General features: G+C 68.1%; 20 protein-coding genes and 1 riboswitch. Of the genes, 4 read left to right on the top strand and 16 right to left on the bottom strand.

Annotated elements, in window-relative coordinates:
- Nucleotides 1-79: 79 nt before the first annotated feature.
- The 8 genes from ACZ5EF_RS06265 to cbiE form a co-directional block, all read right to left on the bottom strand.
- Nucleotides 80-856 carry a hypothetical protein gene (locus ACZ5EF_RS06265; protein WP_346064091.1) on the bottom strand — a complete coding sequence of 259 codons (777 nt, stop codon included), beginning with the start codon at nt 854-856 and terminating at the stop codon, nt 80-82.
- Nucleotides 857-1,018: 162 nt separating this feature from the next.
- The gene (locus ACZ5EF_RS06260; protein ID WP_346064090.1) at nt 1,019-1,747 is read right to left on the bottom strand and encodes an HNH endonuclease; all 729 of its coding nucleotides are present in this window, start codon (nt 1,745-1,747) and stop codon (nt 1,019-1,021) included.
- 103 nt (nt 1,748-1,850) lie between these two features.
- Nucleotides 1,851-2,438 (bottom strand): hypothetical protein, encoded by a 588-nt coding sequence (locus ACZ5EF_RS06255; protein WP_464123049.1) that lies wholly within the window; start codon nt 2,436-2,438, stop codon nt 1,851-1,853.
- A gap of 704 nt (nt 2,439-3,142) precedes the next feature.
- Nucleotides 3,143-3,748, bottom strand: coding sequence for a cob(I)yrinic acid a,c-diamide adenosyltransferase (gene cobO, locus ACZ5EF_RS06250; protein ID WP_195861177.1), 606 nt, complete (start codon nt 3,746-3,748; stop codon nt 3,143-3,145).
- Nucleotides 3,735-4,520, bottom strand: coding sequence for a precorrin-6A synthase (deacetylating) (gene cobF, locus ACZ5EF_RS06245; RefSeq protein ID WP_346064088.1), 786 nt, complete (start codon nt 4,518-4,520; stop codon nt 3,735-3,737). Before cobF ends, cobO begins: the two co-directional genes overlap by 14 nt.
- On the bottom strand, nt 4,517-5,311 hold the full coding sequence (cobM, locus tag ACZ5EF_RS06240) for a precorrin-4 C(11)-methyltransferase (RefSeq protein WP_346064087.1): 795 nt from the start codon (nt 5,309-5,311) through the stop codon (nt 4,517-4,519). The genes cobF and cobM overlap by 4 nt, the downstream gene beginning before the upstream one ends.
- Before the next feature lie 300 nt (nt 5,312-5,611).
- Nucleotides 5,612-5,968 (bottom strand): cobalamin biosynthesis protein, encoded by a 357-nt coding sequence (locus tag ACZ5EF_RS06235; protein WP_346064086.1) that lies wholly within the window; start codon nt 5,966-5,968, stop codon nt 5,612-5,614.
- On the bottom strand, nt 5,965-7,188 hold the full coding sequence (gene cbiE, locus ACZ5EF_RS06230) for a precorrin-6y C5,15-methyltransferase (decarboxylating) subunit CbiE (RefSeq protein WP_346064085.1): 1,224 nt from the start codon (nt 7,186-7,188) through the stop codon (nt 5,965-5,967). The genes ACZ5EF_RS06235 and cbiE overlap by 4 nt, the downstream gene beginning before the upstream one ends.
- Here cbiE and ACZ5EF_RS06225 point away from each other — a divergent pair, their 5' ends adjacent.
- Nucleotides 7,189-7,935 (top strand): cobalt-precorrin-6A reductase, encoded by a 747-nt coding sequence (locus tag ACZ5EF_RS06225; protein ID WP_346064084.1) that lies wholly within the window; start codon nt 7,189-7,191, stop codon nt 7,933-7,935. It begins immediately after the preceding gene.
- Here ACZ5EF_RS06225 and cobJ read toward each other — a convergent pair.
- From cobJ to ACZ5EF_RS06185, 8 genes are all read right to left on the bottom strand, one after another.
- Nucleotides 7,911-8,681 carry a precorrin-3B C(17)-methyltransferase gene (gene cobJ, locus ACZ5EF_RS06220; RefSeq protein WP_346064083.1) on the bottom strand — a complete coding sequence of 257 codons (771 nt, stop codon included), beginning with the start codon at nt 8,679-8,681 and terminating at the stop codon, nt 7,911-7,913. The two genes, ACZ5EF_RS06225 and cobJ, sit on opposite strands and share 25 nt — an antisense overlap.
- Nucleotides 8,678-9,403 (bottom strand): precorrin-2 C(20)-methyltransferase, encoded by a 726-nt coding sequence (gene cobI, locus ACZ5EF_RS06215; protein WP_346064082.1) that lies wholly within the window; start codon nt 9,401-9,403, stop codon nt 8,678-8,680. Before cobI ends, cobJ begins: the two co-directional genes overlap by 4 nt.
- 11 nt (nt 9,404-9,414) lie before the next feature.
- Complete coding sequence (locus ACZ5EF_RS06210; protein ID WP_346064081.1) at nt 9,415-10,044, bottom strand: precorrin-8X methylmutase; 630 nt, start codon at nt 10,042-10,044, stop codon at nt 9,415-9,417.
- Nucleotides 10,028-11,179, bottom strand: coding sequence for a cobalamin biosynthesis protein CobG (locus ACZ5EF_RS06205; protein WP_346064080.1), 1,152 nt, complete (start codon nt 11,177-11,179; stop codon nt 10,028-10,030). Before ACZ5EF_RS06205 ends, ACZ5EF_RS06210 begins: the two co-directional genes overlap by 17 nt.
- A 77-nt stretch (nt 11,180-11,256) precedes the next feature.
- On the bottom strand, nt 11,257-15,336 hold the full coding sequence (cobN, locus tag ACZ5EF_RS06200; protein ID WP_346064079.1) for a cobaltochelatase subunit CobN: 4,080 nt from the start codon (nt 15,334-15,336) through the stop codon (nt 11,257-11,259).
- Nucleotides 15,336-16,463: a cobalamin biosynthesis protein CobW gene (gene cobW, locus ACZ5EF_RS06195; protein ID WP_346064078.1), complete on the bottom strand. Its 1,128-nt coding sequence runs from the start codon at nt 16,461-16,463 to the stop codon at nt 15,336-15,338. Before cobW ends, cobN begins: the two co-directional genes overlap by 1 nt.
- On the bottom strand, nt 16,460-17,866 hold the full coding sequence (locus tag ACZ5EF_RS06190; RefSeq protein ID WP_346064077.1) for a cobyrinate a,c-diamide synthase: 1,407 nt from the start codon (nt 17,864-17,866) through the stop codon (nt 16,460-16,462). Before ACZ5EF_RS06190 ends, cobW begins: the two co-directional genes overlap by 4 nt.
- Nucleotides 17,859-19,607, bottom strand: a complete 1,749-nt coding sequence (locus tag ACZ5EF_RS06185) for an AAA family ATPase (protein ID WP_346064076.1) — start codon at nt 19,605-19,607, stop codon at nt 17,859-17,861. The genes ACZ5EF_RS06190 and ACZ5EF_RS06185 overlap by 8 nt, the downstream gene beginning before the upstream one ends.
- 128 nt (nt 19,608-19,735) lie before the next feature.
- A riboswitch (cobalamin riboswitch) is annotated at nt 19,736-19,956 on the bottom strand.
- A gap of 210 nt (nt 19,957-20,166) precedes the next feature.
- Here ACZ5EF_RS06185 and ACZ5EF_RS06180 point away from each other — a divergent pair.
- Genes ACZ5EF_RS06180 through ACZ5EF_RS06170 form a run of 3 tightly spaced genes read left to right on the top strand, consistent with a single transcriptional unit; the run spans nt 20,167 to nt 23,008 of the window.
- Nucleotides 20,167-21,183, top strand: coding sequence for an ABC transporter substrate-binding protein (locus ACZ5EF_RS06180; protein ID WP_464123040.1), 1,017 nt, complete (start codon nt 20,167-20,169; stop codon nt 21,181-21,183).
- Nucleotides 21,180-22,247, top strand: coding sequence for a FecCD family ABC transporter permease (locus tag ACZ5EF_RS06175; protein ID WP_346064075.1), 1,068 nt, complete (start codon nt 21,180-21,182; stop codon nt 22,245-22,247). Before ACZ5EF_RS06180 ends, ACZ5EF_RS06175 begins: the two co-directional genes overlap by 4 nt.
- Nucleotides 22,244-23,008: an ABC transporter ATP-binding protein gene (locus ACZ5EF_RS06170; protein WP_346064074.1), complete on the top strand. Its 765-nt coding sequence runs from the start codon at nt 22,244-22,246 to the stop codon at nt 23,006-23,008. Before ACZ5EF_RS06175 ends, ACZ5EF_RS06170 begins: the two co-directional genes overlap by 4 nt.
- The last annotated feature ends 91 nt before the right edge of the window (nt 23,009-23,099 follow it).

Here is a 23,099-nt window from a genome sequence, read left to right as displayed (position 1 = left end):
AATACGATCAAACGCCTCACCACAAACGAATATCTACGACGTATCAGCTAATCACAGAACCTAAAAATTGACCAACACATCAGCCAGCAACCCCATCCATTTCCACTGCCAGCGCCCTGAACAAAGGCTCATTTCCTAATAGCAGGAAGGACGATGAGTTTTTGATCAACTCAGAAAACACATTTTCACCGCCCCCCGCCTCAGACCTTGAAGCCCCGAGCTGGTGCAAAACAAAATTCAAAAACATCTCCACATACCAATGGCACACACGGGTATAAAAATTAGTGTAATAATCAGCATGTATTAAATTTCTATCTTTTTTGAAATAGCCGTAGTCCTCAAGAATCTGTTCATCCAGATCAGAATCGTACGCCTGAAACAATATACGCTGACCCTCAACATAAGCCTTAATACTGAAACCACCATGGACAATTCTATTCCTAATTTTGCTTATGGCCTCGTACCAATCAAGGCGAAGGGTCTCACCTCTTTCCTTGTTATACCTTTCAAACTCCTCTTCAAGAAGTTTGTGCTTCTTCTTAGCCCCACTCCTGTCAGGCTTACATAGCTCCTCAAATATCTGATAGCACAGCTCGAAAATCGTGCCAATCTTGATATAAAAGTACTCGATGGAATTAACGCTGAACGTTGTAATGTCAAGCGAACCTTCACGCTCCTCCTCTGCCAGATAGTCTCGCTGCACCTGAACGATATTCACTGAGCAGCCGTAGAGTTTGCAGAAGTTCGCGTTTAAGTTTTTTATCATCCAATCTAGTTTTTTGTTACTACACTTCTCGATTGGAAGCGAGTACACGAACTCGTTGACCGGGTTTCTTATGGATTCCCCATCGAACATTCCTGACATTCTCATAGCAATCACGATCCAAAAATTATGCCAAAGCTCCGAAGAACTTGAACAAGTCCTCCATCCGATCTACACACGAAACGTGAGAAGGTATAAGGCCGTGCTCTGAGGAAAACCGGAGCGCAGCGTAGGTTTGTCCCTAGCAGCACCTTGTTAGGGCTGGTATACGTTTTTGTTGTGATACTCAATAAATTGTTCCGATATAGCATGACCTTGCTTTGATGCGATATTTTCTGAATGTAGTTTGATTGCTCCATAGTCAAGCATGGCATGGTGATTTGGACAAACACAGATCATATTTTCAATCACATCAGGGCCGTTATGCGGTTCACCAAGCGGCTGTATATGGTGTGCTTCAGCATATTTCTTGCCCGCAGGCATTTCTAATGCCAGGCTACATATTTGGCATTCGTTATTCAACGCCTTGACCTTGACCGATAGCTTTGAGTCTCTGATGATTATCGAGACCGTTATATCTTCTCTATCAGGTGAAGAAAGGTCCACCGGCTTAAGATCAAACTCATCTTGTATGTAGGGAGACCAATTAAAATCTTTTGATCTTCTTACTTCTTCAGCCCACCAAGGGTAATCCCCCTCATCTTTACCAAAAAGTTTGAAGTACCCCTTGCCAGGTTCATACGAACCAGTGCTTATGATTATTCCTGTTATGCCTGGAAGGTCATTCTCATAGGTCCAGTCAGCCAGAGAAGCAAGCCCTTGTTTTTTTAGACTTTCACCCCACGCAGGACCGAGATATGTGAGGCCTAACGCTTCGTGGACATATTTATAACCTAGATAGGTCTTAGGTTTTCCTGGAACGACCTTACTTAAATGAGGAACTAAAACCTCTAACACTCTTCTTCCAGAACCTTCAAGTTCCATTCAAAGCCTCTATGTCTGATTGAGTACTAACGCTTTCGTTTAGCGGTGCCCCGACGGGAGTGTCCGGTGGAGGCCGTAGGCCGGAGCGAACTACAACAACTGGTTAGGCCTGTGGAGGGGCTCCGAGAAAGCTGCCCTTGATCTCGTACTTCCCTCCAAATCCGTGTGGGCCTCTCCAATAAATCGATAAAAGCTTGGTCAAACGGCGACCGTAGGCGGTCATCAGCCATTCATATTTTTCCCAAAGCCCGTCATCAAGAATGGATGGCTGAGCACTATTCTCTTTGCTCAGCGCACACGGATACCTAGCCCATGATTCATTGCCCTCCTCAAATGCTTTCAGCGTGCCCCGCCCCTTTGTCTTATATGGGATGTTAGTAGATTTTTCTGCGAGGTCTGTAAGTTTGTGGGACTTCAAGAACTTTGAAAGCTTACCGTTAGAAATCCAACCCGGATTTTCGTAAACCAGGAATGCCTTAATCGCGTTTTCCAGGACAAAGGATGCAAGGAGGAAGGTTGATCTGTTCGTATTATCCCAGCTCGCCTTATATCCCGAGCGATAATCATGATGTGTGAGGTGCCCTTGGCCGAAGCCTTGTCTCAATTCCACAGCCTGCCCGTGTAGATCGTCAGCAACCAAGAACCAGCTGTGTGGGCAGGCCAATTCTACAAATTCCTCATTGGTCATCATGTGCCCTAATGTTTGATTGACGGCCTAACAGGTATTAGACCGCACGCTCTGATATTGGATGAGCGTGCCTGCTCGTTCAACAATGTTATACCGCACAAAAAAACAGCCGTAACTCACTGAAAAACCATAAAATTAACAATAGTTCGGCCACATAACACCAATCACCGCGCAAGCTGCATAACACCGATAAACGTGCTGGCGGCCTTTCGCGGTACGGCTGCTTGCCTGGGTCGATATCCGCCAACCGCAAGCTCCCTGCCCTGCTCCGGTATGGATTTACCGACCTATGGGCACGCTACCGCCAGGGGCGGTATCGCGTGGCGCCGCCTCCTTGGACTACGGGGTTGCCACTGTCGCCTGGTGGCGACGCCAACACCCCGGCCGGACACATCCATTAACACTCAACCTACTAAAGATAGCTTCGGCTTGGCCACTCGAAACTTGAGTTTTCTTATGGCTCACGGCTTGGGGTGGTCTGCTTCCTCTGGCGGGGGCGGGATCGGGAGCGGTGGAGGCAGCTCTGGTGCTACCAGGATCGCCCTTCGGGCGATATCGCGCAGAACCGGGACGCCGGACCGCTGCCCTCCCACAATGGTCATCAAGCCAAACTGCGAAGAATCCATTTGGGGGCCTTGGATAGGCCCCCACCCTGCCCCGTGCGCTTGCGCACCCGAGATGCGTGTCCTGGCTTATCAGGGGGCGGCTTAGAGCTCGACGCCCTTCTGGGCCCTGACGCCCTGGTCCTTGAAGGCGTGCTTGACCACCTTCATCTCGGTGACGGTATCGGCCAGCTCGATCAGTGCCTCGGGGGCGTAGCGGCCGGTGACAATGGCATGCTGCATGGCCGGGCGGGCCTGGAGGTCGTCGAGCACCCGGTCGAGGTTCAGGTACTCGTAGCGCAGGGCGATATTGAGTTCGTCGAGCAGCACCATATCGAAACTCGGGTCGCTCAACATGCGACTCGCCACCTCCCAGGCCGCCTCGGCGGTCTGGACGTCGCGCTCCCGGTCCTGGGTGTCCCAGGTGTAGCCCTCGCCCATCACGTGGTACTCCACGTTCGGCAGGTTGCGGAAGAAGGCCTCCTCGCCGGTGCTGAAGGCGCCCTTGATAAACTGCACCACGCCCACCTTCATGCCGTGGCCCAGGGCCCGGGCCAGCATGCCGAAGCCGGAGCTGCTCTTGCCCTTGCCGGGGCCGGTCAGCACCAGCAGCACGCCCTGGTCCTTGTCGGCGGCCTCGATGCGCTCGTTCATGATGCGCTGCTTGATGGCCATGCGTTCGGCATGACGCTGGGGATCAACCTTCTTCATTGCACTCTCCACCGCTTATTTTGCGTAACAGATAGATGTCCATGATCCAGCCATGCCGCTCGCGCAGGGCGGCACGCCGTTCGAGAATCGTCGCGGCCACCTCCGCCAGGGGGCCATCGATCAGGTGCTGCTTGTCCATGCCCAGGTAGGCGCCCCACCAGATATGCAGGCCCTCCGGCGGCAGCGCCTGGAAGGCGCCGCCGCTATCGAGCATCACCGCCACGCTCGCGGCGTCGCTCGGCCAGCCGCGCTCTCTTAGACGGCGGCCGGTGGTGATCTGCACCGGTTCGGCCAGCGCATTGAGGGGGATACGGTGCGCGGCGGTCAGCACCTGCAGGCTGGTAATGCCCGGCACCACGTCCACCGCCACCTCGCCCCCCGTTCGGGCACCCAGCCTCCCGGCGATACGCAGGCTGCTGTCATAGAGGGAGGGGTCCCCCCAGATCAGCAGGCCGACCCGCCCGCCCTGGGGCAGGTGGGTCGCCATCAGTTCCCCCCAGACGGCGGCGATGGCCCCGTGCCAGTCGTCCACCGCGGCCAGGTAATCGGTGCCGGCCTCGCGGCGCGGCAGGTCGAACTCCACCACCCGGGTGCGGGACGACGCCTCCAGCAGATTGCGACACAGCAGCCGGCGCAGGTCCACCAGATCCGAGTTGGCCTCCCCCTTGCGCGGCAGCAGGATCAGGTCCGCCTCGTTGAGGGCGCGTACGGCGGCCAGGGTGACATGCTCGGGATTGCCCGTGCCGATGCCGATCAGCGAGAGATGGATCATACGCCGTCACCCTCGCCGGCGGCGAAGGGCGAGTCCGCCGACTGGGGCCGGAAGCGGCGGTCATAGCCGAGCGAATAGAGGCAGCTCTCCTGGAAGTCCTGGCTGCCTAGCACCGGGCCCACCAGGATCAGCGCGGTGCGCTGCATGCTGGCGTCGACCCGGGCCTCCACGGTCGACAATTGCCCCCGCACCACCCGCTCATCGGGCCAACTGGCCCGCCAGACGATGGCCACCGGGCAGTCGGCACCATAGTAGGGCGTCAGCGCTTCCACCACCCAGGCCAGGTTATGGATGGAGAGATGAATGGCCAGGGTGGCGCCGCTCCTGGCGAAGTTGGCCAGGGTCTCGCCGTCCGGCATGGTGCTGGCCCGCCCCGGGGTGCGGGTCAGCACCACGGACTGCGCCACCCCCGGCAGGGTCAGTTCCTGGCCCAGGGTGGCGGCGGCGGCGGCGAAGGCCGGCACCCCCGGGGTAATGGCATAGGGAATCGCCAGCTCGCGCAGCCGGCGCAACTGCTCGCCCATGGCCGACCACACCGACAGGTCCCCGGAGTGCAGCCGGGCGACATCTAGACCCGCGGCATGGGCGGCGCGCATCTCGGCGATGATCTCGTCGAGGGAGAGCGGCGCGGTGTTGATGATCCGGGCGCCCGCCGGGCAGTGCTCGAGCAGCGCCTCGGGCACCAGCGAGCCCGCATAGAGGCACACCGGACAAGAAGCGATCAGGTCCCGGCCGCGCAGCGTCAGCAGGTCCGGTGCCCCGGGGCCGGCGCCGATAAAGTGGATGGTCATGTTGGCTCTCCTCTTGTCGGGGTTATCGCTCTCTGGCGCACCGAGGCGCCTATCGGCGCCAATCGTCCGGCGGAGCCGGACTCCCACAAGGGCAGGCTGGAGATCTGCCATGCAGGGACTTCTCGTACCAAGGCGCCTGGCGGCGCCAATCGTCCGGAATCCGGACTCCCACAACGGCAGGCCGGAGATCTGCCATGTCGTGGCTTTACGCACCGAGGCGCCTGGCTGCGTCAATCGTCCGGCGGAGCCGGACTCCCACAAGGGCAGGCCGGAGATCCCCCACAATGGCGGGTCGGAGCTCTACCCTGTCGCCAGGGCCGCGGTGGCTTGGCGGTCCGTCGAGATCAATCGGGGGCCGAGCAGGGTCGCTGCGGGGCCCGCCGCCAGCAGGGCCACCGCCTCGGCGACGCTGCCGGTGCCCCGGGCCGCCAGGCTATGCGGGGAGCGGGTCAGGGTGGCCGCCTGGGGCAGGTCGCCCTCCGCCACTCCCATTACCGGGATGCCGTGTCGCTCCCCCAGTGCCTGGACCAGCGGTAGCATCGACTGCACCGCGGCCAGCCGGTCGACCGGGCCATAGCGCCGGCACAGCCGCTCCAGGGCGTTATCCAGCGAGGCCAGGCCGGCGCCGCGGCGAAAGCCGAAGCCCGCCACCCTCATCGACTCACCCGCCACTGCACGATGGGGTAGCTGGCCTTCCAGCCCCGCCGGGTGCCGAGGGGCGCGGCGCTGGCCAGCTCCAGGCGCAGCAGCTCGCCGCCGGCCCGCTGGTGCCAGTGGGCCAGCAGGGCCTCGGATTCCAGGGTCACCGCATTGGCCACGATCCGCACGCCGGCCGGCAATCGCCGCCACAGCGCCTCCAGCAGGGCCTGGGACAGCCCGCCGCCGATAAAGACCGCCTCGGGCGGCGGTGCCTCGGCCAGGGCCCCCGCTTCCAGCATCGCCAGCGCATCGCCTCCCACCACCTCCAGCCAGTCGACGCCGAGGGCATGGGCATTGCGGCGCGCCCGGGCCGCCCGCCCGGCGTCGCGCTCGACGCCCAGGGCGCGGTTGTCCGGATGGGCCAGCAGCCACTCGATGGCGATGGAGCCCGAACCGGTGCCGAGATCCCAGAGCCGCTCCCCCGCCCTGGGGGCCAGGGCGGCCAGGGTCAGGGCGCGCACGGCCTGCTTGGTGATCTGGCCATCGTGGTCGAAGAATTCGTCCGCCAGACCCGGCGTCAGTGGCAGGGCCGGCCCCTCCCCGGCCACTTCCAGGCCCACCGCCACCGGGTGGGCGATATCGTCCGGCAGGGTGACATCGGCCCGCACGCTGCGGATGCACTCGCCATCGCCGCCCAGGGCCTCCAGCAGATGCAACCGGGAGGCGCCGAAGCCGAAGCGCGCCAGCCAGCCGGCCAGCTCGCTCACCGCCTCGCCGTCCCGCAGCAGCACCAGCAGGCGTCGGCCGGGGTGCAAATGGGGGCGGATGCGCGTCAGCGGCTTGGCATGCAGGCCCAGGCAGGTGCAGCCCTCCAGCGGCCAGCCCAGACGCGATGCCGCCAGGCCGAAGGTGGAGGGCGCTGGACTCGCCCGCCACTCGCCGGGCGACAGTTGCCTCACCAGGCTGGTGCCCGCCCCGAACCAGAAGGGGTCGCCGGAGACCAGCATCACCACCCGGCGGCCGCGCTCGGCCAGCAACTGTGGGATGCCGTCGGCGAAGGGCACCGGCCATTCGCGCACCTCGGCCGCCAGCGGTGGCAAGAGGCGCAGATGGCGCCGCGCGCCGAACACCAGCTCGGCGTTTTCCAGCGCGTCGCGGCTTGCCGCGGTCAGCCCTTCTGTGCCACCTTCCCCCCAGCCAAGCAGCGTCAGCCAGGGAGCGTCGTCAAGGTCCGTCATATGAAAATCCTGATTCTAGGGGGCACCACGGAAGCCAGTGCCCTGGCCGGCGCCCTGGCCGAGCGCGAGGTCCCTGCCCTGTTCAGCTATGCCGGCCGGGTGGCCACCCCCAAGCCGCAGCCGCTGCCCACCCGGGTCGGCGGCTTCGGCGGGGTGGCGGGCCTGGCCGACTTCCTCGCGGAGCACGGCATCACCCATCTGGTCGATGCCACCCACCCCTTCGCCGAGCGGATGAGCCAGAACGCCGTGGCGGCGGCGCGGCGTGCCGGTATCCACCTGATCGCCCTGACCCGCCCGCCCTGGGTGCCCCAGGCCGGCGATCACTGGACCAGCGTCGCCGATATCGAGGCGGCGGTGGCGGCGCTTGCCGGCCCGCCCGAGCGGATCCTGCTGGCCATCGGGCGCCAGCACCTGGCCGCCTTCGCGGCCCAACCCCGGCACCACTACCTGCTGCGCCTGGTCGATGCCCCCGAGGCGCCGCCGCCCCTGCCCCATCACCGGGTGATCCTGGACCGCGGCCCCTTTACCCTGGAGGGCGACTTGGCCCTGCTGCGGGAGCACGGCATCCAGCGCATCGTCTGCAAGAACGCCGGGGGAGGCGGTGCGGTGGCCAAGCTCAGCGCCGCCCGCGAGCTGGGCCTGCCGGTGGTGATGATCGAGCGGCCGGCGCTGCCTTCCCGTTATGAGGTGCACTCGGTCGAAGATGTGCTGGCCTGCCTCGCTCATGACACCGACCGCGGGGTATAGACCCAGGGCACGCCTACGGTACTGCGCGGGATCCGCCGCGTCTGGCTGGACCCCACCAGCACCAGGGTGCGCATATCGGCCATCTCCGCCGTGGCCTCGCCGAGGGTGGTGACCCTCAGGGACTCCTCCGGCGTGGCCACGGCCCGGGCGAACATGATCAGACGCTCCGGCCCGCAGGCCTCCCGCAAGACCTCCAGGGCGCGTTCGAAGCCCTCCGGGCGCGCCCGGGAGCGGGGGTTGTAGAAGGCCATGGCGAAGTCGGCCTCGGCGGCCAGGCGCAGGCGGCGCTCGATCAGCGCCCGGGGCTTGAGGTTGTCGGAGAGGTTGATGCAGCAGAAGTCGTGGCCCAGGGGCGCGCCCAGCCGGGCGCTTGCGGCCAGCATGGCGGAGATGCCCGGCAACACCTGGATATCCAGGGCGCGCCACTCGGCCTCGCCTGCCTCCAGCGCCTCGAAGAGCGCCGCGGCCATGGCGAAGACCCCCGGGTCCCCCGAGGAGACCACCACCACCCGGTGCCCCTCGGCGGCCAGCTGCAGGGCCGCCTCCGCCCGGCGGATCTCCTCGCGGTTATCCGAGCCGTGGCGCACCAGCCCCGGCCGCGGCGCTACCCGTTCGACGTAGGGCACATAGCCCACCACATCGGTGGCCTCCGCCAGGGCGACCGAGACCTCCGGGGTAATTAGCGCCTCGGCGCCGGGGCCTAACCCAACCACCTTGAGCCAGCCGCCGTGGGTCTTCTCGTTCATGGCCGCCTCCCGTTGCCGTGGATCACCAGGATGGAGAAGTAGGGGACGCTATCGCCGACCTCGCGAAACGGCCGGATGCGCTCCTGGGACATGGCGGCGTATTCGATCAGCCAGGCCTCGTCGTCGCGGCTGGCCCTGACCAGGGCCCGGCGCAGCTTGTCCAGGTTGCGGCCGATCTTCATCACCACCAGGGCGTCGGTGCGGGCGATACGCTCGACCAGGGCCTCCTCCGGCAAGGTGCCCATCAGCACGGTGAGGACGTCGTCGCCCCAGGTCACCGGCCGCCCGGTGGCGGTCCAGGCGGCGGACATGCCGGTGATGCCCGGCACCACCGCCACCGGCACCCGCCCCTCGAGGCGGGTATAGAGGTGCATAAAGGAGCCGTAGAAGAAGGGGTCGCCCTCGCAGAGCACCACCACGTCCTGGCCCGCCTCGGCGATCTCGCTCAGTTGCGCGACCTGCTTGTCGTAGAAGGCCGCCAGCAGCGCGTTGTAGCGGGGGTCGTCGACGGGGATTTCGGTGGTGACCGGGTACTCCATGGGCAGCTCGATAACGTCCCGCCCCAGCAGGCCCTCGACGATGCTGCGGGCATGGCCGCGTCGGCCCTGCTTGCGGAAATAGGCGACATGGGAGGCCCCGCGGATCAGCCGGTCGGCGCGCACGCTCATCAGGTCCTGGCTGCCAGGGCCCAGGCCGACGCCGTGGATGGTGCCTGATTTCATGGTTGCGAGGCTCATTCGCGGCGATCCGCCATGGCGTTGAGGGCGGCCACCGTCACCGCGCTACCGCCGAGGCGCCCCTCGACGACCACGCAGGGCGCCGCGGCGCTCTCCCACAGGGCCTGCTTGGATTCGGCGGCGCCCACGAAACCCACCGGGCAGCCGATGATCGCCGCCGGCCGCGGGCACGCCGGGTCTTCCAGCATATTCAGCAGGTGGAACAGGGCGGTCGGCGCATTGCCGATCGCCACCACCGCGCCGTCCAGTTGGGGGCGCCACAGCTCCAGCGCCGCCGCCGAGCGGGTGTTACCCAGTTCCCGGGCCAGGTCGGGCACCCGCGCGTCGTGCAGGGTGCAGAGGATGGCGTTGTCCGCCGGCAGGCGCGTGCGGGTGATGCCCTCGGCGACCATGCGCGCGTCACAGAGGATCGGCGCCCCCGCCTCCAGCGCCGCCCGGGCGCGGTTCACCGCATCGCCGCGGAAATGAATGTAGGGGGCAAGCTCCACCAGCCCGGCGGCATGGATCATGCGCACGGCCACCGGCTCCTCCTCCGGCGCGAAGCGCGCCAATTCGGCCTCGCGCCGGATCGTGGCAAAGGACTCCCGGTAGATGGCCGGGCCGTCCGTTTCATAGACGTAAGGCATCGCGATTCTTCTCTAGGTATTCGATCACATCGGATTCACTGAGGCCGGTGGCGGCCGGCGCCCCATCGGCGCGATCGCCGATGATCAAGTCGTAGCGCCCGTCCCGCCCGGTCAGGCAGAGGTCGGTCGGTTGCCGGCAGGCGCAGCCCTTGGCGCAGCCGGAGAGATGCATGGAGCCCGCGATGAGTTGGCGTTCGGCCAGCGCCCGCGCCAGGCCCAGGGTCGCCACGCTGGCCTGCTCGCAGTGGGGGGCCCCGGGGCAGGCCTGCATGGCCAGTCGCGGATCGCACTCGTCGTCCAACAGCCCCGGCGGCGTCTGTTCCTGGAAAGTCTCCCCCGTGGGAACCCCCTCGATCAGCAGCCGCCGCCAGGGGGTGACCCGCACGGCGCTGACCGCCTCGGAGCCGACCGCAGCCCGCAGGGTCGCGGCCGACGCCCTACCGAAGGGCAGGCCCAGGACCCGCCCCGTCGGGTGGCTCCCCAGCGCCATGGGCTTGCCGGCCCGGGCCGGCGGCGTGGAGGCCGGCGCCCAGGGCGGCAGCGGCGCCTCGTGCCGGCGCATCCGCCCGGCGTCGCGCCCACCGCTGGCGACGAACCAGTGGGCCAGCCGAATCAGCAGCTCGACGGCGGCGCTGGGAGAGTCCACCGGGGTACCCAGCGATCTTCCGTCGGCACGGACTAATAAGGCGCCCGAAGCCTGCGCCGGTAAGTCGCCCGAAGCCGCGAGCTCGATACGCAGGTCCGCCGAGGCCTTGCTTAGCAGTGGCGCGTCCCCGGCATCGATGGCCAGGCCCCACTTGGCCGGCAGCGCCGGCAGCTCATTGATCCGGGCCTCCAGCAAGCGCGCCACCTCATGGGTGGCGTCGCCGACCCGCCAGTCGGGGGCCAGCAGCAACTGGGGATGGCGCTCGGCCGCGGGGTCCGCCGCGACCAGGCCGTGCTCGACGAGGGCCTCCATCAGCCCGGGCCAGGCGGCCTCGGAGACGCCGCGTAGCTGCAGGTTGGCGCGGCTGGTCAGCTCGATCAGGCCACTGCCGTAGGCCTCCGCCGCTTCGCATAGCGCCAGCAGTTGGTCCCGGGTCAACCGGCCGAACCGCGGCCGCACCCGCACCAGCAGCCCATCGCCGCTGGCCATGGGGTGCCAGGCCCCGGGGCACCAGCCTTTAATACGTGGCTGATTCGCCTTGGCCGCCGTATCCCGCCTAGCCACCATCAGGGCGCCAGCTCCCGGGTCTCGTCGATCTCCAGCAGCAGGTCCTGCAGCGCCTCGCCCTGCTCGCCGGGCTCCCGCCACAGGTCGCGCTGCGCGGCCTCCAGCAGCCGCTCCGCCATCTCCTCCAGGGCCGAGGGGTTATGCTCGCGCAGGAACGCCTGGTTGCGCGGGTCCAGCACCAGCGCCTCGGTAACCTGGGCGTACTGGTAGTCGGCCACCAGGTCGGTGGTGGCGTCGTAGGCGAACAGGTAGTCCACCGTCGCCGCCATCTCGGCGGCGCCCTTGTAGCCGTGCTCGCGCATCGCCTCGATCCACTTGGGGTTGAGCACCCGGGAGCGGATCACCCGGGCCAGCTCCTCCTTGAGGGTGCGCATCCGCGGCCGCGCCGGGTCGGCGTGATCGGCATGGTAGATGGCCGGGGCCTGGCCGGCCAGCGCCCGGCTGGCGTTGGCCATGCCGCCCTGGAAGGCGTAGTAGGCGTTGGAGTCGAGGATATCGTGCTCGCGGTTGTCCTGGTTGTGCATCACCGCCTCCAGCCCCTCGAGCTGGTGCTCGAAGGCGGCCCGGGCGGCGACGCCGGACTCCGGGAACTGGCCGTAGGCGTAGGCCCCGGCCCCCAGGTAGGCCTCGGCCAGGTCGTCGGCGCCCTCCCAGGCGCGGCTGTCGAGGAGCCGGTTCAGGCCGGCGCCATACTCGCCGGGCTTGCTGCCGAAGACCCGGTAGCCGGCCTCCCGGGCCGCCGCCTCCGGAGAGAGGCCCTGGGCCTCGAGCTCGCCCCAGCGCGCCCTGACCGCCGTGCGAATGGTGTTGGAGTCCCCCGGCTCCTGGTATTCCGCCACCGCCCGCACCGCCCGGTCGAAGAGGCGGATGACATTGGCGAAGGCGTCGCGGAAGAAGCCGGAGACCCGCAGGGTGACGTCCACCCGGGGGCGCTGCAGCAGCATGGCGGGAATCACCTCGATATCGATCACCCGCCGGGAGCCCAGCGACCAGACCGGCCGCACCCCCATCAGGGCGAAGGCCTGGGCGATATCGTCGCCGCCGGTGCGCATGGTGGCGGTGCCCCAGATCGACAGGCCCAGGCGGCGCGGGTAGTCGCCGTGATCCTGCAGGTAGCGCTCCACGAACGCCTGGGCCGAGGCCTCGCCCAGGGACCAGGCGGCCGGCGACGGAATCGCCCGGTTGTCGACGCCGAAGAAGTTGCGCCCGGTGGGCAGCACGTCCAGGCGCCCGCGGCTGGGGGCGCCGCTCGGCCCGGGGGGCACGAAGCGCCCCTCGAGGCCATCCAGCAGCGACCGGAGCTCCATCTCGGCGCCGCGTTGCATATCGGCCCAGAGCCGCTCCCGGGCGTAGCGGCACTGCTCGGCGGTGGCCGGGTAGTCCCGGGCCAGGGTGGCCAGGCAGCCCTCCTCCAGGATGTGAGCCTCCACCAGCCGGTGGGCCAGCAGTTCCAGGCGCTCGCGGGTATCGGCGGCGGTGCGCCAGGGGGAATCGTCCAGCGCGGCCAGGGCCGGCGGCCGCGGCCCGTGCCAGGGCTCGGCCCCGGCCGCCAGGGGGTCGAAGCCCGGCGGCAGCCCCAGGTCGGCGGCCAGGTTGTGCAACAGGCCGCGCTGGGCCGGCGATTCGCCCCGCGGCAGCCGCAGGATGGCGACCAGGGTCCCGGCCCGCTTGTCCCGCGGCGGCAGGCTGCCCAGCACGTGGAGGCCGTGGCGGATCTGCGCCTCCTTGATATCGCACAGGTAGGTATCCAGCTCGTTGAGCAGGCGCTCGTTATCCGTGTCGCCACCGGTGCCATCCCCGCCCTGGGCCAGCTCCCGGTCGATCCCGGTGTCGCGCAGGTGGGCCAGGATCCGCTCGCGCAGCAGGGCCTCGCGCCGCGGGTCCATGCCCAGGGCCTGGTAGTACTCGTCGGTCAGCGCCTCCAGCTCCGCCATGGCGCCGTAGAGCTCGGCGCGGGCCAGCGGCGGCATCAGGTGGTCGATGATCACCGCCTGGCTGCGGCGCTTGGCCTGGGCGCCCTCCCCCGGGTCGTTGACGATAAAGGGATAGAAGTGCGGCAGCGGCCCCAGGGCGATCTCCGGCCAGCAGTCGGCGGAGAGCGCCGTGCTCTTGCCCGGCAGCCACTCCAGGTTGCCGTGCTTGCCAACATGAATCACCGCGTCCACCCGGTAGTGCTCGCGCAGCCACAGATAGAAGGCCAGGTAGCTATGGGGCGGCGCCAGCTCGCTATCGTGGTAGCTCTGCAGCGGGTCATCTCCCAGGTCGCGCTCCGGCTGGATACCGACGAAGGTCTCTCCCAGGCGGATCCCGGCTATCATCAGCCGGCCCTGGCGGCACTTGGGGTCCGCGCCGGGCGGCCCCCAGCGCGTCCACACCGTCTCCTGAAGGGCCTCCGGCAGGGTCCGGAACCAGGCCAGGTAGTCGTCGACGGCGAGGCTCTGCCAGCAGGGGCGCCCGTCCAGGGCCTCGCGAGCATTGGTGACGCCGCCCTGCAGTCGCCGGATCAGGGCGTCGCCGTCCTCCGGCACCTCACTCACCGGATAGCCCGCCCCGGCCAGGGCCCGCAGGATGGCGACCGTCGAGGCCGGGGTGTCCAGGCCGACGCCGTTGCCGATGCGCCCGTCGCGGTTGGGGTAGTTGGCCAGCACCAGCGCCAGGCGCTTGGTCTGGTTCGGCGTGCATCGCAGGTCGCAGAAGCGCCGCGCCAGCCGGGCGACGAAGGCGGCGCGCTCCGGGTGCAGGGCGTGGCGCACCACCGACAGCTGACAGCGCTCGCTGTAGTGGGCCTCGCTCTTGAAGCCCACCGCCCGGGTCAGGATGCGGCCATCCATCTCCGGCAGCACCACCTGCATGGCCAGGTCGCGGCTGCGCAGCCCGCCGGCCTCGGCCCGCCAGTCCTCTTCGGTGCTGCTGGCCAGGATCGCCTGCAGCACCACCGGCCGGCCGACGAAGAGTCCCGCGAGCTCCTGTTCGAGCTCCGCGTCGCCGAGGGCCTCGCTATCGTCCGTATGACGATTGACGGAGAAGCCGGTGGTATTGACCACCAGGCCCGCGCCGGTCTCCTCGATCAGGTGATTGACGAAGGCCAGGCAGGCCGACTCCTTGAGCGAGGCCACCGCCACCGCCAGGGGCGCCAGGCCCTGGGCCTCGAGCGCCGCGATCAGGCCATCCAGCACGGCGGTATTGGCGCCCTGCAGATGGCTGCGATAGAAGAGCAGCAGGCAGACCGGGCGCTGGGGGTCGCGACTTGCTTGCCACGCCTTCAGCGTGGTAACCGGCTGGCTCTGCGGCGCCTCCCGGCCAGCAGTTTGGGGAAAATCGAGGTTTATCGCACTCTGGCGTGAATACCCTTGTGGGAGCGCGGCGGTCCGGCGTCCCGGTTCCGCGCGATATCGCCCGAAGGGCGATCCTGGTAAGCACCAAGGCGCCTGGCGGCGCCAATCGCTCGGCACAGCCAAGCTCCCACAACAGCGAGCCGGAGATCTGCCATGTCGTGGCTCCACGCTAGTCTGCGAAGAACCAAAATAGAGCAGCGCCGCGGGAAGGGGCTTGGGCTCCTGCCACGCCAGGGGCAGTCCCAGGCACTCCGCACCGACACGGCGCAGCAGCTGCTCGGCGTTGTCCACGCCACCCTCCCGCAGGTAGCGCCAGACCCGGTGCGCCAAGGTGACAGGCACGCTGGAGGCCGCCAGCAGATCGTCGTCCGGGGCATCGCAGCCCGGCACCAGGATCAACTGCCGCCGCTTGTCGGCGGCCGCCCAGGCCTGCAGGCGCTCGAAGCCGTAGCGCCAGTAGCCGCTGCCGCCCAGCAGCGAGACGATTACCAGCCGCGCCTCGTCCAGCACCCGATCCTCGTAGAGGTCATAGGCGGCGGGCTTGACCAGGTTCATCCAGTTGGCCAGGCGCAGCGAGGGAAAGCCCTCGCCGCCCGCCCCGTCCAGGCGCTCCACCGCCTGGGCCAGGGCCGACAGGCTGCTGTCGGCGGCGGACAGGATGACGACCTCGGCGGGGTTCTGCTGCAGGTCGACGATGCCCTCGTCGTCGACGAAGCCCCCGGGCTTGGCGGCGAAGAGGTGCATCAGGGCGCCGTCGCGATCTCGGCGCCCGCCAGGGCGGCGTGCAGGGCCTCGCTATTCAGCCCCTTGCCGATGATCACGAGCTGGGTAGCGCGCGGCTCGTCCGGCGCCCAGAGGCGGTCGAAGTAGCCGTCGAGGCGCTCGCCCACGGCCTGGATCACCCGCCGCATGGGCTTGCCCGGCAGGGCCGCGAAGCCCTTGGCCCGGTAGATCTCGTGGCCCTGCAGCAGCGCCTGGAGGCGCGCCGCCAGGGCCTCGCCATCCACCTCACCCAGGCGGATCACGCAGGAGTCGAAGTGATCGTGGGCGTGGTCGTGGTGGGCCCCCTCGGCGTGGTGGCGATCGTGGTGGTTGTCGATGCGGTCGATATGCTCCTCGCTCGCCGCGCCGATGCCCATCAGGGCCTCCAACTGGGCCCGGTCCGCGGCCCGCGACGCGTCGCCGTCACCGTAGGCGCGCTGGTCGATAAAGAGGGTCTTGACCGAGGCCGGCACCCGCTGGGCGACCAGCGCCTCCACCCGTTTGCGGTCGTCCGGGGCGAGCAGGTCGGTCTTGGTGACCAGCACCAGGTCGGCGGCGCTGAGCTGGTCGTCGAGCAGCTCGCGCAGGCTGGGGTCGTGGTCCAGGCTCTCGTCGGCCCGGCGCTGGGTCTCCACCTTGTCGACGTCGCTGGCGTAGCGGCCGGCGGCCACCGCCGGGCCGTCGATCACGGTGATAATGGCGTCCACGGTGCAGTGCTGGCGCACCTCCGGCCAGTTGAAGGCCTGCACCAGCGGCTTGGGCAGGGCCAGGCCGCTGGTCTCGATGAGGATATGGTCGATATCGTCGCGGCGCGCCACCAACTGCTTCATCACCGGCAGGAACTCCTCCTCCACGGTGCAGCAGATGCAGCCGTTGGCCAGCTCATAGATGCCGCGCTCGAGCTCCACGGGGGCGTCTTCCCCCTCCTCGGCACAACCCAAGGCGCAGCCGCGCAGCAGGCTGGAGTCGATATCCTGCTCGCCGAACTCGTTGACGATAACGGCGATGCGCTTGCCGGTGACCTGGCGCAGCATGCCGGCCAGCAGCGTGGTCTTGCCACTGCCCAAAAAGCCGGTCACCACCGTGGCGGGGATCTTATTTAGGTTCATCCTTGGAATTCCTCCGAGGTGATGGAATAAGTGGTGATGGAGTGAGTCTCGATAGTCGGGCATGCCGATGCCGGGCTCGACGCAAAAAGCCGGGCCAGGGCGGCGGGGTTGTCGGGGAAGTAGAGGTGCAGGTAGGTGGCCGTCAGGCCGCGCTCACGATAGATGGCCTCCCCCGGCGCGGGATGGCGCTGGCGCCGGCCGAAGGCGATGGGCTCAGGCGTGCCTTCCGCCACCGAGCGGTGATGGGCGTGGCCGCGCACCGGCCCCTCCGGCAGCTCGGCGGTCTGCATCCCCTGGCAGCCGCGCCGCCCGCGCATGGCGCCCCGGCCGGGCAGCAGCCCCAGCATGGCATGGGTCTCTCCGTCGACGTCGGTCAGGCTCTCCAGGCAGTAGAGCAGGCCGCCACACTCGGCGAGGATCGGCTTGTCGGCGGCAAAGAAGCCCTGGATCGCCTCGCGCATCGGCGCATTCGCCGCCAGCGCCGCGGCATGAAGCTCCGGGTAGCCCCCCGGCAGCCAGAGGGCATCGCAGGGCGGCAAGCGGCTATCGGTGAGCGGCGAGAAGAAGCGCAGGCTCGCGCCCATACGCTCCAGCAGCTCCAGGTTGGCCTGGTAGATAAAGCTGAAGGCCGCGTCCCGGGCCACGCCAAGGGTCCGGCCTCGTAGCGACGGCAGGGGCGCCGTGGCGGCCTGGGGCGGCGCCGCGAAGGTAACCGGCGGCAGGGCCAGCAGCGCCTCCGCCAGCCCCTCGGCCTCGAGCGCGGCGGCGCCGGCCTCGAAACGGGCCTCCAGGTCGTCGCGGATCTCCTCGGCCTGGACCAGCCCCAGGTGGCGCTCCGGCAGGGCCAGGGCGGCATCCCGGGGCACCGCGGCCAGCAGCGGAATCTCCGCCGGCAGCGCGCCCTCGATCAGCTCCCGGTGGCGCCGGGAGCCGCAGGCGTTGGCGATCAGCCCGGCGATGCACACATCGTCGCGGAAGCCCGCCAGGCCGGCCACCAGCGCCGCCGCGGTCTGGGCCATGCCCTTGACGTCCATGACGATGGCCAGCGGCAGGTCGAACAGCGCCGCCAGGTCGGCGCTGGAGGGCTCGCCATCGAACAGCCCCATGGCGCCCTCCACCAGGATCAGGTCCGCCTCCCGGGCGGCCTCGTACAGGCGCCGGCGGCAGTCGGCCTCGCCGGCCATCCACAGGTCGAGGGGGTCCACCGGTTGGCCGGAGGCCTGGGCCAGCACCCGCGGGTCCAGGTAGTCGGGGCCGGTCTTGAAGACCCGCACCACCTTGCCCCGGTTGCGCAGCAGCCGGGCCAGGGCCGCGGTCACCGTGGTCTTGCCCTGCCCCGAGGCCGGGGCGGCGATAAAGAGGGCGGGACAGGCGGCGCTCGCCGCCTCGGTTGGCTTAGCCATCGGCCATCGCTCCACGGGACTCTCTACTGGAGAAGGGGTGATAGCAGGCGCCCAATTGCGCGGCAATGAGCGCGCCGCGGCCGCGCTTCACAGCGGCCTCTTCGGTATCCACGACCACGCACTCCCCCAGCGACGGCAGGCCGTCGAGGGGCTGGCGGGTACGGCCATCGGTGATCAGGTAGGTGCGCACCCGCAGGCCGGCGTCCTGCCGGCGCCACCGGCGAATCAGCCGGGCCGCGTGCTGGATCGCCTCGCGCAGCGGCGTGCCGCCACCACCGCCGGCGGCGTCGAGCCGCCCGGGCAGCGCCTTGGGGGCGCGACGCCGCGGCAACAGCTGCGTGACGCCGTCGTTGCCGAAGCCCAGCACCGCCAGTTGCTCCCGGGCGGCGTAGGCCTCGCGCCCCAGCCGCTCCACCAGCCCCTTGGCGCGACCCAGCCGCTGCCCGCCCAGGGTGGAGGCGGAGGTGTCCAGCAGCACCAGGTGCACCAGCGGCTGTCTAGCGCGGCCCTGGCGATAGCGCAGTTCCCGCCAGGGCCAGCGGCCGCGGTTGGCGACCAGGGTGGCGAACCAGTCCGGCCGGCGCGCCCCGGCCCGGGCCTCGCCACCGGCGCGCTGACGTCCCGGCCCGCCCTGCTGCCAGGTCCCCCGTGGCGCTGTCGCCGCGGGCGACGTAGCGACGTCGCGGGCCGGCGCCTCGGTCGCCGGCAGCGCCTGGGCCGGCACGCCGACGCTCGGCTGGGCCAGCGGTGGCATGGCGCCCCATTGCCCGTCTCCGGCCGGACCGCCCTGGCCGTCGCCGGGCGCGGCACCGCCGCTATCGCCGCCCTGCCCGCCTGGGCCACCGGACGGCGGCGTGTCATCGGGCCGGGACTCCCGAGTGCGGCGATGGGCCAGCACCCAGGGCGCGACGGTGTCCAGGTCCTCCCGGGTCACCGTGGTCGCGCCGCGCCAGGCGGCATGGGCCCGGGCCGCGCGATGCCAGGTCACGTCCGCCCGCAGGCCCTCGACGCCGGCGGCCTCGCAGCCCCGGGCGATATGCTCGTAGACCCAGGGGTCGGTGGTGATCTCGGCGAGCCTCTGCTGCGCCTGGCTCAGGCGGTGGGTCAGCGCGGCCTGGGCCTCGGCATGGCTCGCCACGAAACCCTCGGGGTCACGGTCGAAGGCCTCCCGCTGCTGCAGGATGGCGATGCGCTCCTCGACGCCCACCGTCGCCTCGAGCTCGAGGCAGAGGCCGAAACGGTCGAGCAACTGGGGGCGTAGCTCCCCCTCGTCGGGATTCATGGTGCCGATCAGGGCGAAGCGGGCGGGATGGCGATGGCTGATGCCGTCGCGCTCGACGCTGTTGACGCCGCTGGCCGCCGCGTCGAGCAGCAGGTCCACCAGGGAATCCGGCAGCAGGTTGACCTCGTCGACGTAGAGCACCCCGCCGTCCGCCCGGGCCAGCAGCCCCGGCTGGAAGGCCGCCTCGCGCTCGGCGAGCACCCGCTGCAGGTCCAGGCTGCCGGTCAGGCGCTCCTCGCTGGCGCCCAGCGGCAGGGTGACGAAGGGCGGCCGGCGCCCCTCGGCGGTATCGGGGAGGATCGCCGCCAGCGCCCGGGCCAGGGTGGACTTGGCGCTGCCGCGGGGGCCGCTGATCAGCACGCCCCCCACCCGGGGGTCGATGGCGTTGAGCAGCAGGGCGGTCTTGAGGGCCGGCTGGCCGACCACGGCGACGAAGGGGAACTCGGCCACGGGGGTCATGGCGCCACCGCCCGACACGGCGTCAGGGCCTGGCACACGACCAGCCGCGGCCCCCGACGGATGCCCCGTCGGGAAGCTAGGAAAGGAATCACAGGCAGACTATCCCCGGTGCCCACCGCACCGTCACTGGATGAACGAAATAATGGGCCGGTCTCCGGGCTCGAGGAGGGCATGGCGCAGATCGTCTCGGCGCCGTGCCGTCGCCTGCACCTTCCCGGCGGATGCCAGTGGTCGTCGCAGGCGTTTCACTCATTACCGTTGCGGGGGCAGCGATGGGATCGGCGCGAGGCCTCACCATACTTCCCGATTATCCCCTGACAGCAGGGGCACCCATTTTCAGTCGGGCCATCCTAAAGCAAGAGCCGCACCGGCGGCAACCGGGCTTGTTTTTTTGTGCCGACTTCCTCCATGATCTTCGCCGCTTGCGCCGACTCCCCGGGGAGAGCGACGAGCCCCATCACGGCATGGCCAGGCAAGACGCGGCTTATTTATCAATTTTCCGCCAAAAAGCCAGCGTCAAACCAGCGACCATTATCCAGACTTTATCGGAAGAAAGTTTATGAAATTCGCTCGCCATCTACTGGCCATGTTATCGATAATTCCCGCCTCTCATGCCCTGTCCGATGGCACGAATTATCCGCTGACATTGACCAACTGCGGCATGGAAATCGGCTTCCCATCCGCGCCGCAAAGCACGGTCACCGTCGGCCAATCGGCCACCGAGATCCTCTATGCCTTGGGACTGGCCGAGCGGGTAGCCGGCACCTCGGTCTGGTTCACTCCGGTGCTGCCGGAGTTTCGCGAGGTCAATGCCGGCATCGAACGATTGGCCGACAACGACCCGAGTTTCGAGGCCGTGGTCAACCGTCGCCCCGAGCTCGTCGCCGCCCAGTATGAGTGGCATATCGGCCCCACCGGCAGCGTGGCGACCCGCGAGCAGTTCCATGAGCTGGGCATCGCCACCTATGTGATGCCGGCCGATTGCGATACCAAGGACAACAGCACCGGCGGCGACGGCACCCGGACCGCCGCCTTCTCCCCCGAGGCGGTCTACAAGGGCATCCGCGAGCTGGCCACCATCTTCGATGTGCAGGAGGCCGGGCAGGCGCTGGTGGCCGACCTGGAAGCGCGCGAGGCGACTGCCATCGCCGCTGCCGAGGCCCTGGAACTGCCCGAGGAGTTGTCGGCGGTATTCTGGTTCTCTTCCCCCGACCGGTCCGCCGATCCCTATGTCGCCGGCCGGCTCGGTGCACCGGGCTATATGATGGACGCACTCGGCATCCGTAACGTGGTGGAATCCGATGAGGAGTGGCCTACCGTCGGCTGGGAATCCATCGCCCGGGCCGACCCGGATATCATCGTGGTGGCCAGCATGGATCGCCGCCGCTACCCCGCCGACGATATCGCCGAAAAGCTCGACTTCCTGCATAGCGACCCGGTGACCCGGGAGATGTCGGCGGTACGCAACGGCCGCATCATCGAGATGGATGCCCATGCAATGAGCGCCACCATGCGCACCCTCGTCGGCCTCGAAGCCCTGGTCGACGCCTTGCCGACCCTCGCCTTCCACCGATGAATTCGTCGATAGCCCTGTCTCCACCGGTTCGCTTGCCATGGCACTGGGCCTGGCTCGCGCCACCGATCCTGTTTGTCGCCATCATGGCGGGTACCGCCATCGGCGAGACCTCGATCCCGGTGGAGACCATTCTCAAGGTGCTGGCCAACCAGCTCTGGGGGGCAGGTTATGCCGTCGATCGCATCGATGCCGGCATCGTCTGGAACTATCGGCTCAGCCGCACCCTGCTCGCCGCCGGTTGCGGCGCCGGGCTGGCCCTGGCCGGCGTGGTCCTGCAGGCGCTGCTGCGCAATCCCCTGGCCGATCCCTTCCTGATGGGAATCTCCGCCGGCGCCTCCACCGGCGCCGTGGCGGTGACCATCGCCGGGCTCGGCGCCGGCACCCTGACGCTCTCCCTCGGCGCCTTCGCCGGGGCGGGACTGGCCTTCGGCCTGGTGGTGTTGCTCGCCCACGCCGCCGGCAGCGGCACCGGGGGCGGACGCGGCGCCCAGGCCGCGGGGGCCATCATCCTGGCAGGTATCGCCGGCTCGCAGCTCTTCAATGCCCTCACCGCCTTTATCATCGCCAGGTCGGCGAGTGCCGAGCAGGCGCGGGGGATCATGTTCTGGCTGATGGGCAACCTCTCCGGCGTGCGCTGGGACGATGTCTTCCTGGGACTGCCCGCCGCCCTCGGCGGCCTGCTGGTCTGCCTGTGGTACCGGCAGGCGCTGGACGCCTTTACCTTCGGGGCCGACGGCGCCGCCGCGCTGGGCATCGCCGTGAACCGGGTGCGCGGCGTGCTGATCGGCGCCATGGCCCTGGTCACCGCGGTGATGGTCTCCATGGTCGGCGCCATCGGCTTCGTGGGCCTGGTGATTCCCCATGCCATGCGCTTTCTTGTCGGCAGCCGCCACACCCGGTTGGTCCCGGCCTCGGCGCTGGCCGGTGCGGTCTTCTTGATCGGCGCGGATGTCCTCTCGCGCATCCTGGTGCCGGGGCAGGTGCTGCCGATCGGCGTGGTCACGGCGCTGATCGGCGCCCCGGCCTTTGCGATGATCCTGGTTCGCGGGACGAGGGCACAATGAAACTGACCGCGGAAGGCATCGACTGGACGATCCAGGGTCACCGCTTGCTGAACGACGTCAGCCTCACGGTGGCCCCCGGGGAGACCTTCGGCCTGATCGGCCCGAACGGCTCGGGCAAGAGCACCCTGCTACGGGTACTGGCCGGGCTACGCCGGCCGAAACGCGGACGCGTGCTGGTGGATGAGCGGCCGATGCGGCAGATGCGCCAGCGGGATATCGCCCGTGCCATCGCCTTCGTCGAGCAGCAGGCGGAGACCCTCGACCGGGTGGTGGTTCACCAGGTGGTCGCCCTGGGCCGAACGCCCTTCCTCTCGCCGCTGCGGCCCTGGTCCGACGAGGATGATGCCATCGTCGGCCAGGCCCTCGACGACGTCGATATGGGGCATCTGGCGGGGCGTCTCTGGCACACCCTCTCCGGCGGCGAACGCCAGCGCGTGCATATCGCCCGCGCCCTGGCCCAGCGGCCGAGGATCCTGCTGCTCGACGAGCCCACCAATCACCTGGATATCCGCCACCAGCTGTCGATCCTGCAACTGGTCGGGCGGCTACCGGTCACGGTGGTGATCGCCCTGCACGACCTCAACCAGGCCATGGCCTGTGATCGCATCGGGGTGATGGAGGCCGGCCGCCTGGTGGACAGCGGCCCGCCCGAGCGGGTACTGACCGTCGAGCGGCTGCGCCGCACCTTCGGCGTGCAGGCGGATTTCCTCGATGACCCCATGGACCACGGCCGGATCCTGCGCTTTCGCCACGCCCTGTGAGCCGACCGGGCCGGGCAGATCTCCGGCTTGCTGTTGTGGGAGATTCTATGTTGCCCCTCAAGCCGCCACCATGGTTTCTGTGGGAGATTCT

The organism is Bisbaumannia salifodinae (genome assembly GCF_055388505.1).
This window is presented reverse-complemented; position numbering and strand designations above follow the sequence as displayed.

Excerpts from the sequence above, each read along its gene's own strand:
- ACZ5EF_RS06265 (WP_346064091.1), bottom strand. The coding sequence starts at position 856 with ATGTTCGATGGGGAATCCATAAGAAACCCGGTCAACGAGTTCGTGTAC.
- ACZ5EF_RS06260 (WP_346064090.1), bottom strand. The coding sequence starts at position 1,747 with ATGGAACTTGAAGGTTCTGGAAGAAGAGTGTTAGAGGTTTTAGTTCCT.
- ACZ5EF_RS06255 (WP_464123049.1), bottom strand. The coding sequence starts at position 2,438 with ATGATGACCAATGAGGAATTTGTAGAATTGGCCTGCCCACACAGCTGG.
- cobO (WP_195861177.1), bottom strand. The coding sequence starts at position 3,748 with ATGAAGAAGGTTGATCCCCAGCGTCATGCCGAACGCATGGCCATCAAG.
- cobF (WP_346064088.1), bottom strand. The coding sequence starts at position 4,520 with ATGATCCATCTCTCGCTGATCGGCATCGGCACGGGCAATCCCGAGCAT.
- cobM (WP_346064087.1), bottom strand. The coding sequence starts at position 5,311 with ATGACCATCCACTTTATCGGCGCCGGCCCCGGGGCACCGGACCTGCTG.
- ACZ5EF_RS06235 (WP_346064086.1), bottom strand. The coding sequence starts at position 5,968 with ATGAGGGTGGCGGGCTTCGGCTTTCGCCGCGGCGCCGGCCTGGCCTCG.
- cbiE (WP_346064085.1), bottom strand. The coding sequence starts at position 7,188 with ATGACGGACCTTGACGACGCTCCCTGGCTGACGCTGCTTGGCTGGGGG.
- ACZ5EF_RS06225 (WP_346064084.1), top strand. The coding sequence starts at position 7,189 with ATGAAAATCCTGATTCTAGGGGGCACCACGGAAGCCAGTGCCCTGGCC.
- cobJ (WP_346064083.1), bottom strand. The coding sequence starts at position 8,681 with ATGAACGAGAAGACCCACGGCGGCTGGCTCAAGGTGGTTGGGTTAGGC.
- cobI (WP_346064082.1), bottom strand. The coding sequence starts at position 9,403 with ATGAAATCAGGCACCATCCACGGCGTCGGCCTGGGCCCTGGCAGCCAG.
- ACZ5EF_RS06210 (WP_346064081.1), bottom strand. The coding sequence starts at position 10,044 with ATGCCTTACGTCTATGAAACGGACGGCCCGGCCATCTACCGGGAGTCC.
- ACZ5EF_RS06205 (WP_346064080.1), bottom strand. The coding sequence starts at position 11,179 with ATGGCCAGCGGCGATGGGCTGCTGGTGCGGGTGCGGCCGCGGTTCGGC.
- cobN (WP_346064079.1), bottom strand. The coding sequence starts at position 15,336 with ATGCACCTCTTCGCCGCCAAGCCCGGGGGCTTCGTCGACGACGAGGGC.
- cobW (WP_346064078.1), bottom strand. The coding sequence starts at position 16,463 with ATGAACCTAAATAAGATCCCCGCCACGGTGGTGACCGGCTTTTTGGGC.
- ACZ5EF_RS06190 (WP_346064077.1), bottom strand. The coding sequence starts at position 17,866 with ATGGCTAAGCCAACCGAGGCGGCGAGCGCCGCCTGTCCCGCCCTCTTT.
- ACZ5EF_RS06185 (WP_346064076.1), bottom strand. The coding sequence starts at position 19,607 with ATGACCCCCGTGGCCGAGTTCCCCTTCGTCGCCGTGGTCGGCCAGCCG.
- ACZ5EF_RS06180 (WP_464123040.1), top strand. The coding sequence starts at position 20,167 with ATGAAATTCGCTCGCCATCTACTGGCCATGTTATCGATAATTCCCGCC.
- ACZ5EF_RS06175 (WP_346064075.1), top strand. The coding sequence starts at position 21,180 with ATGAATTCGTCGATAGCCCTGTCTCCACCGGTTCGCTTGCCATGGCAC.
- ACZ5EF_RS06170 (WP_346064074.1), top strand. The coding sequence starts at position 22,244 with ATGAAACTGACCGCGGAAGGCATCGACTGGACGATCCAGGGTCACCGC.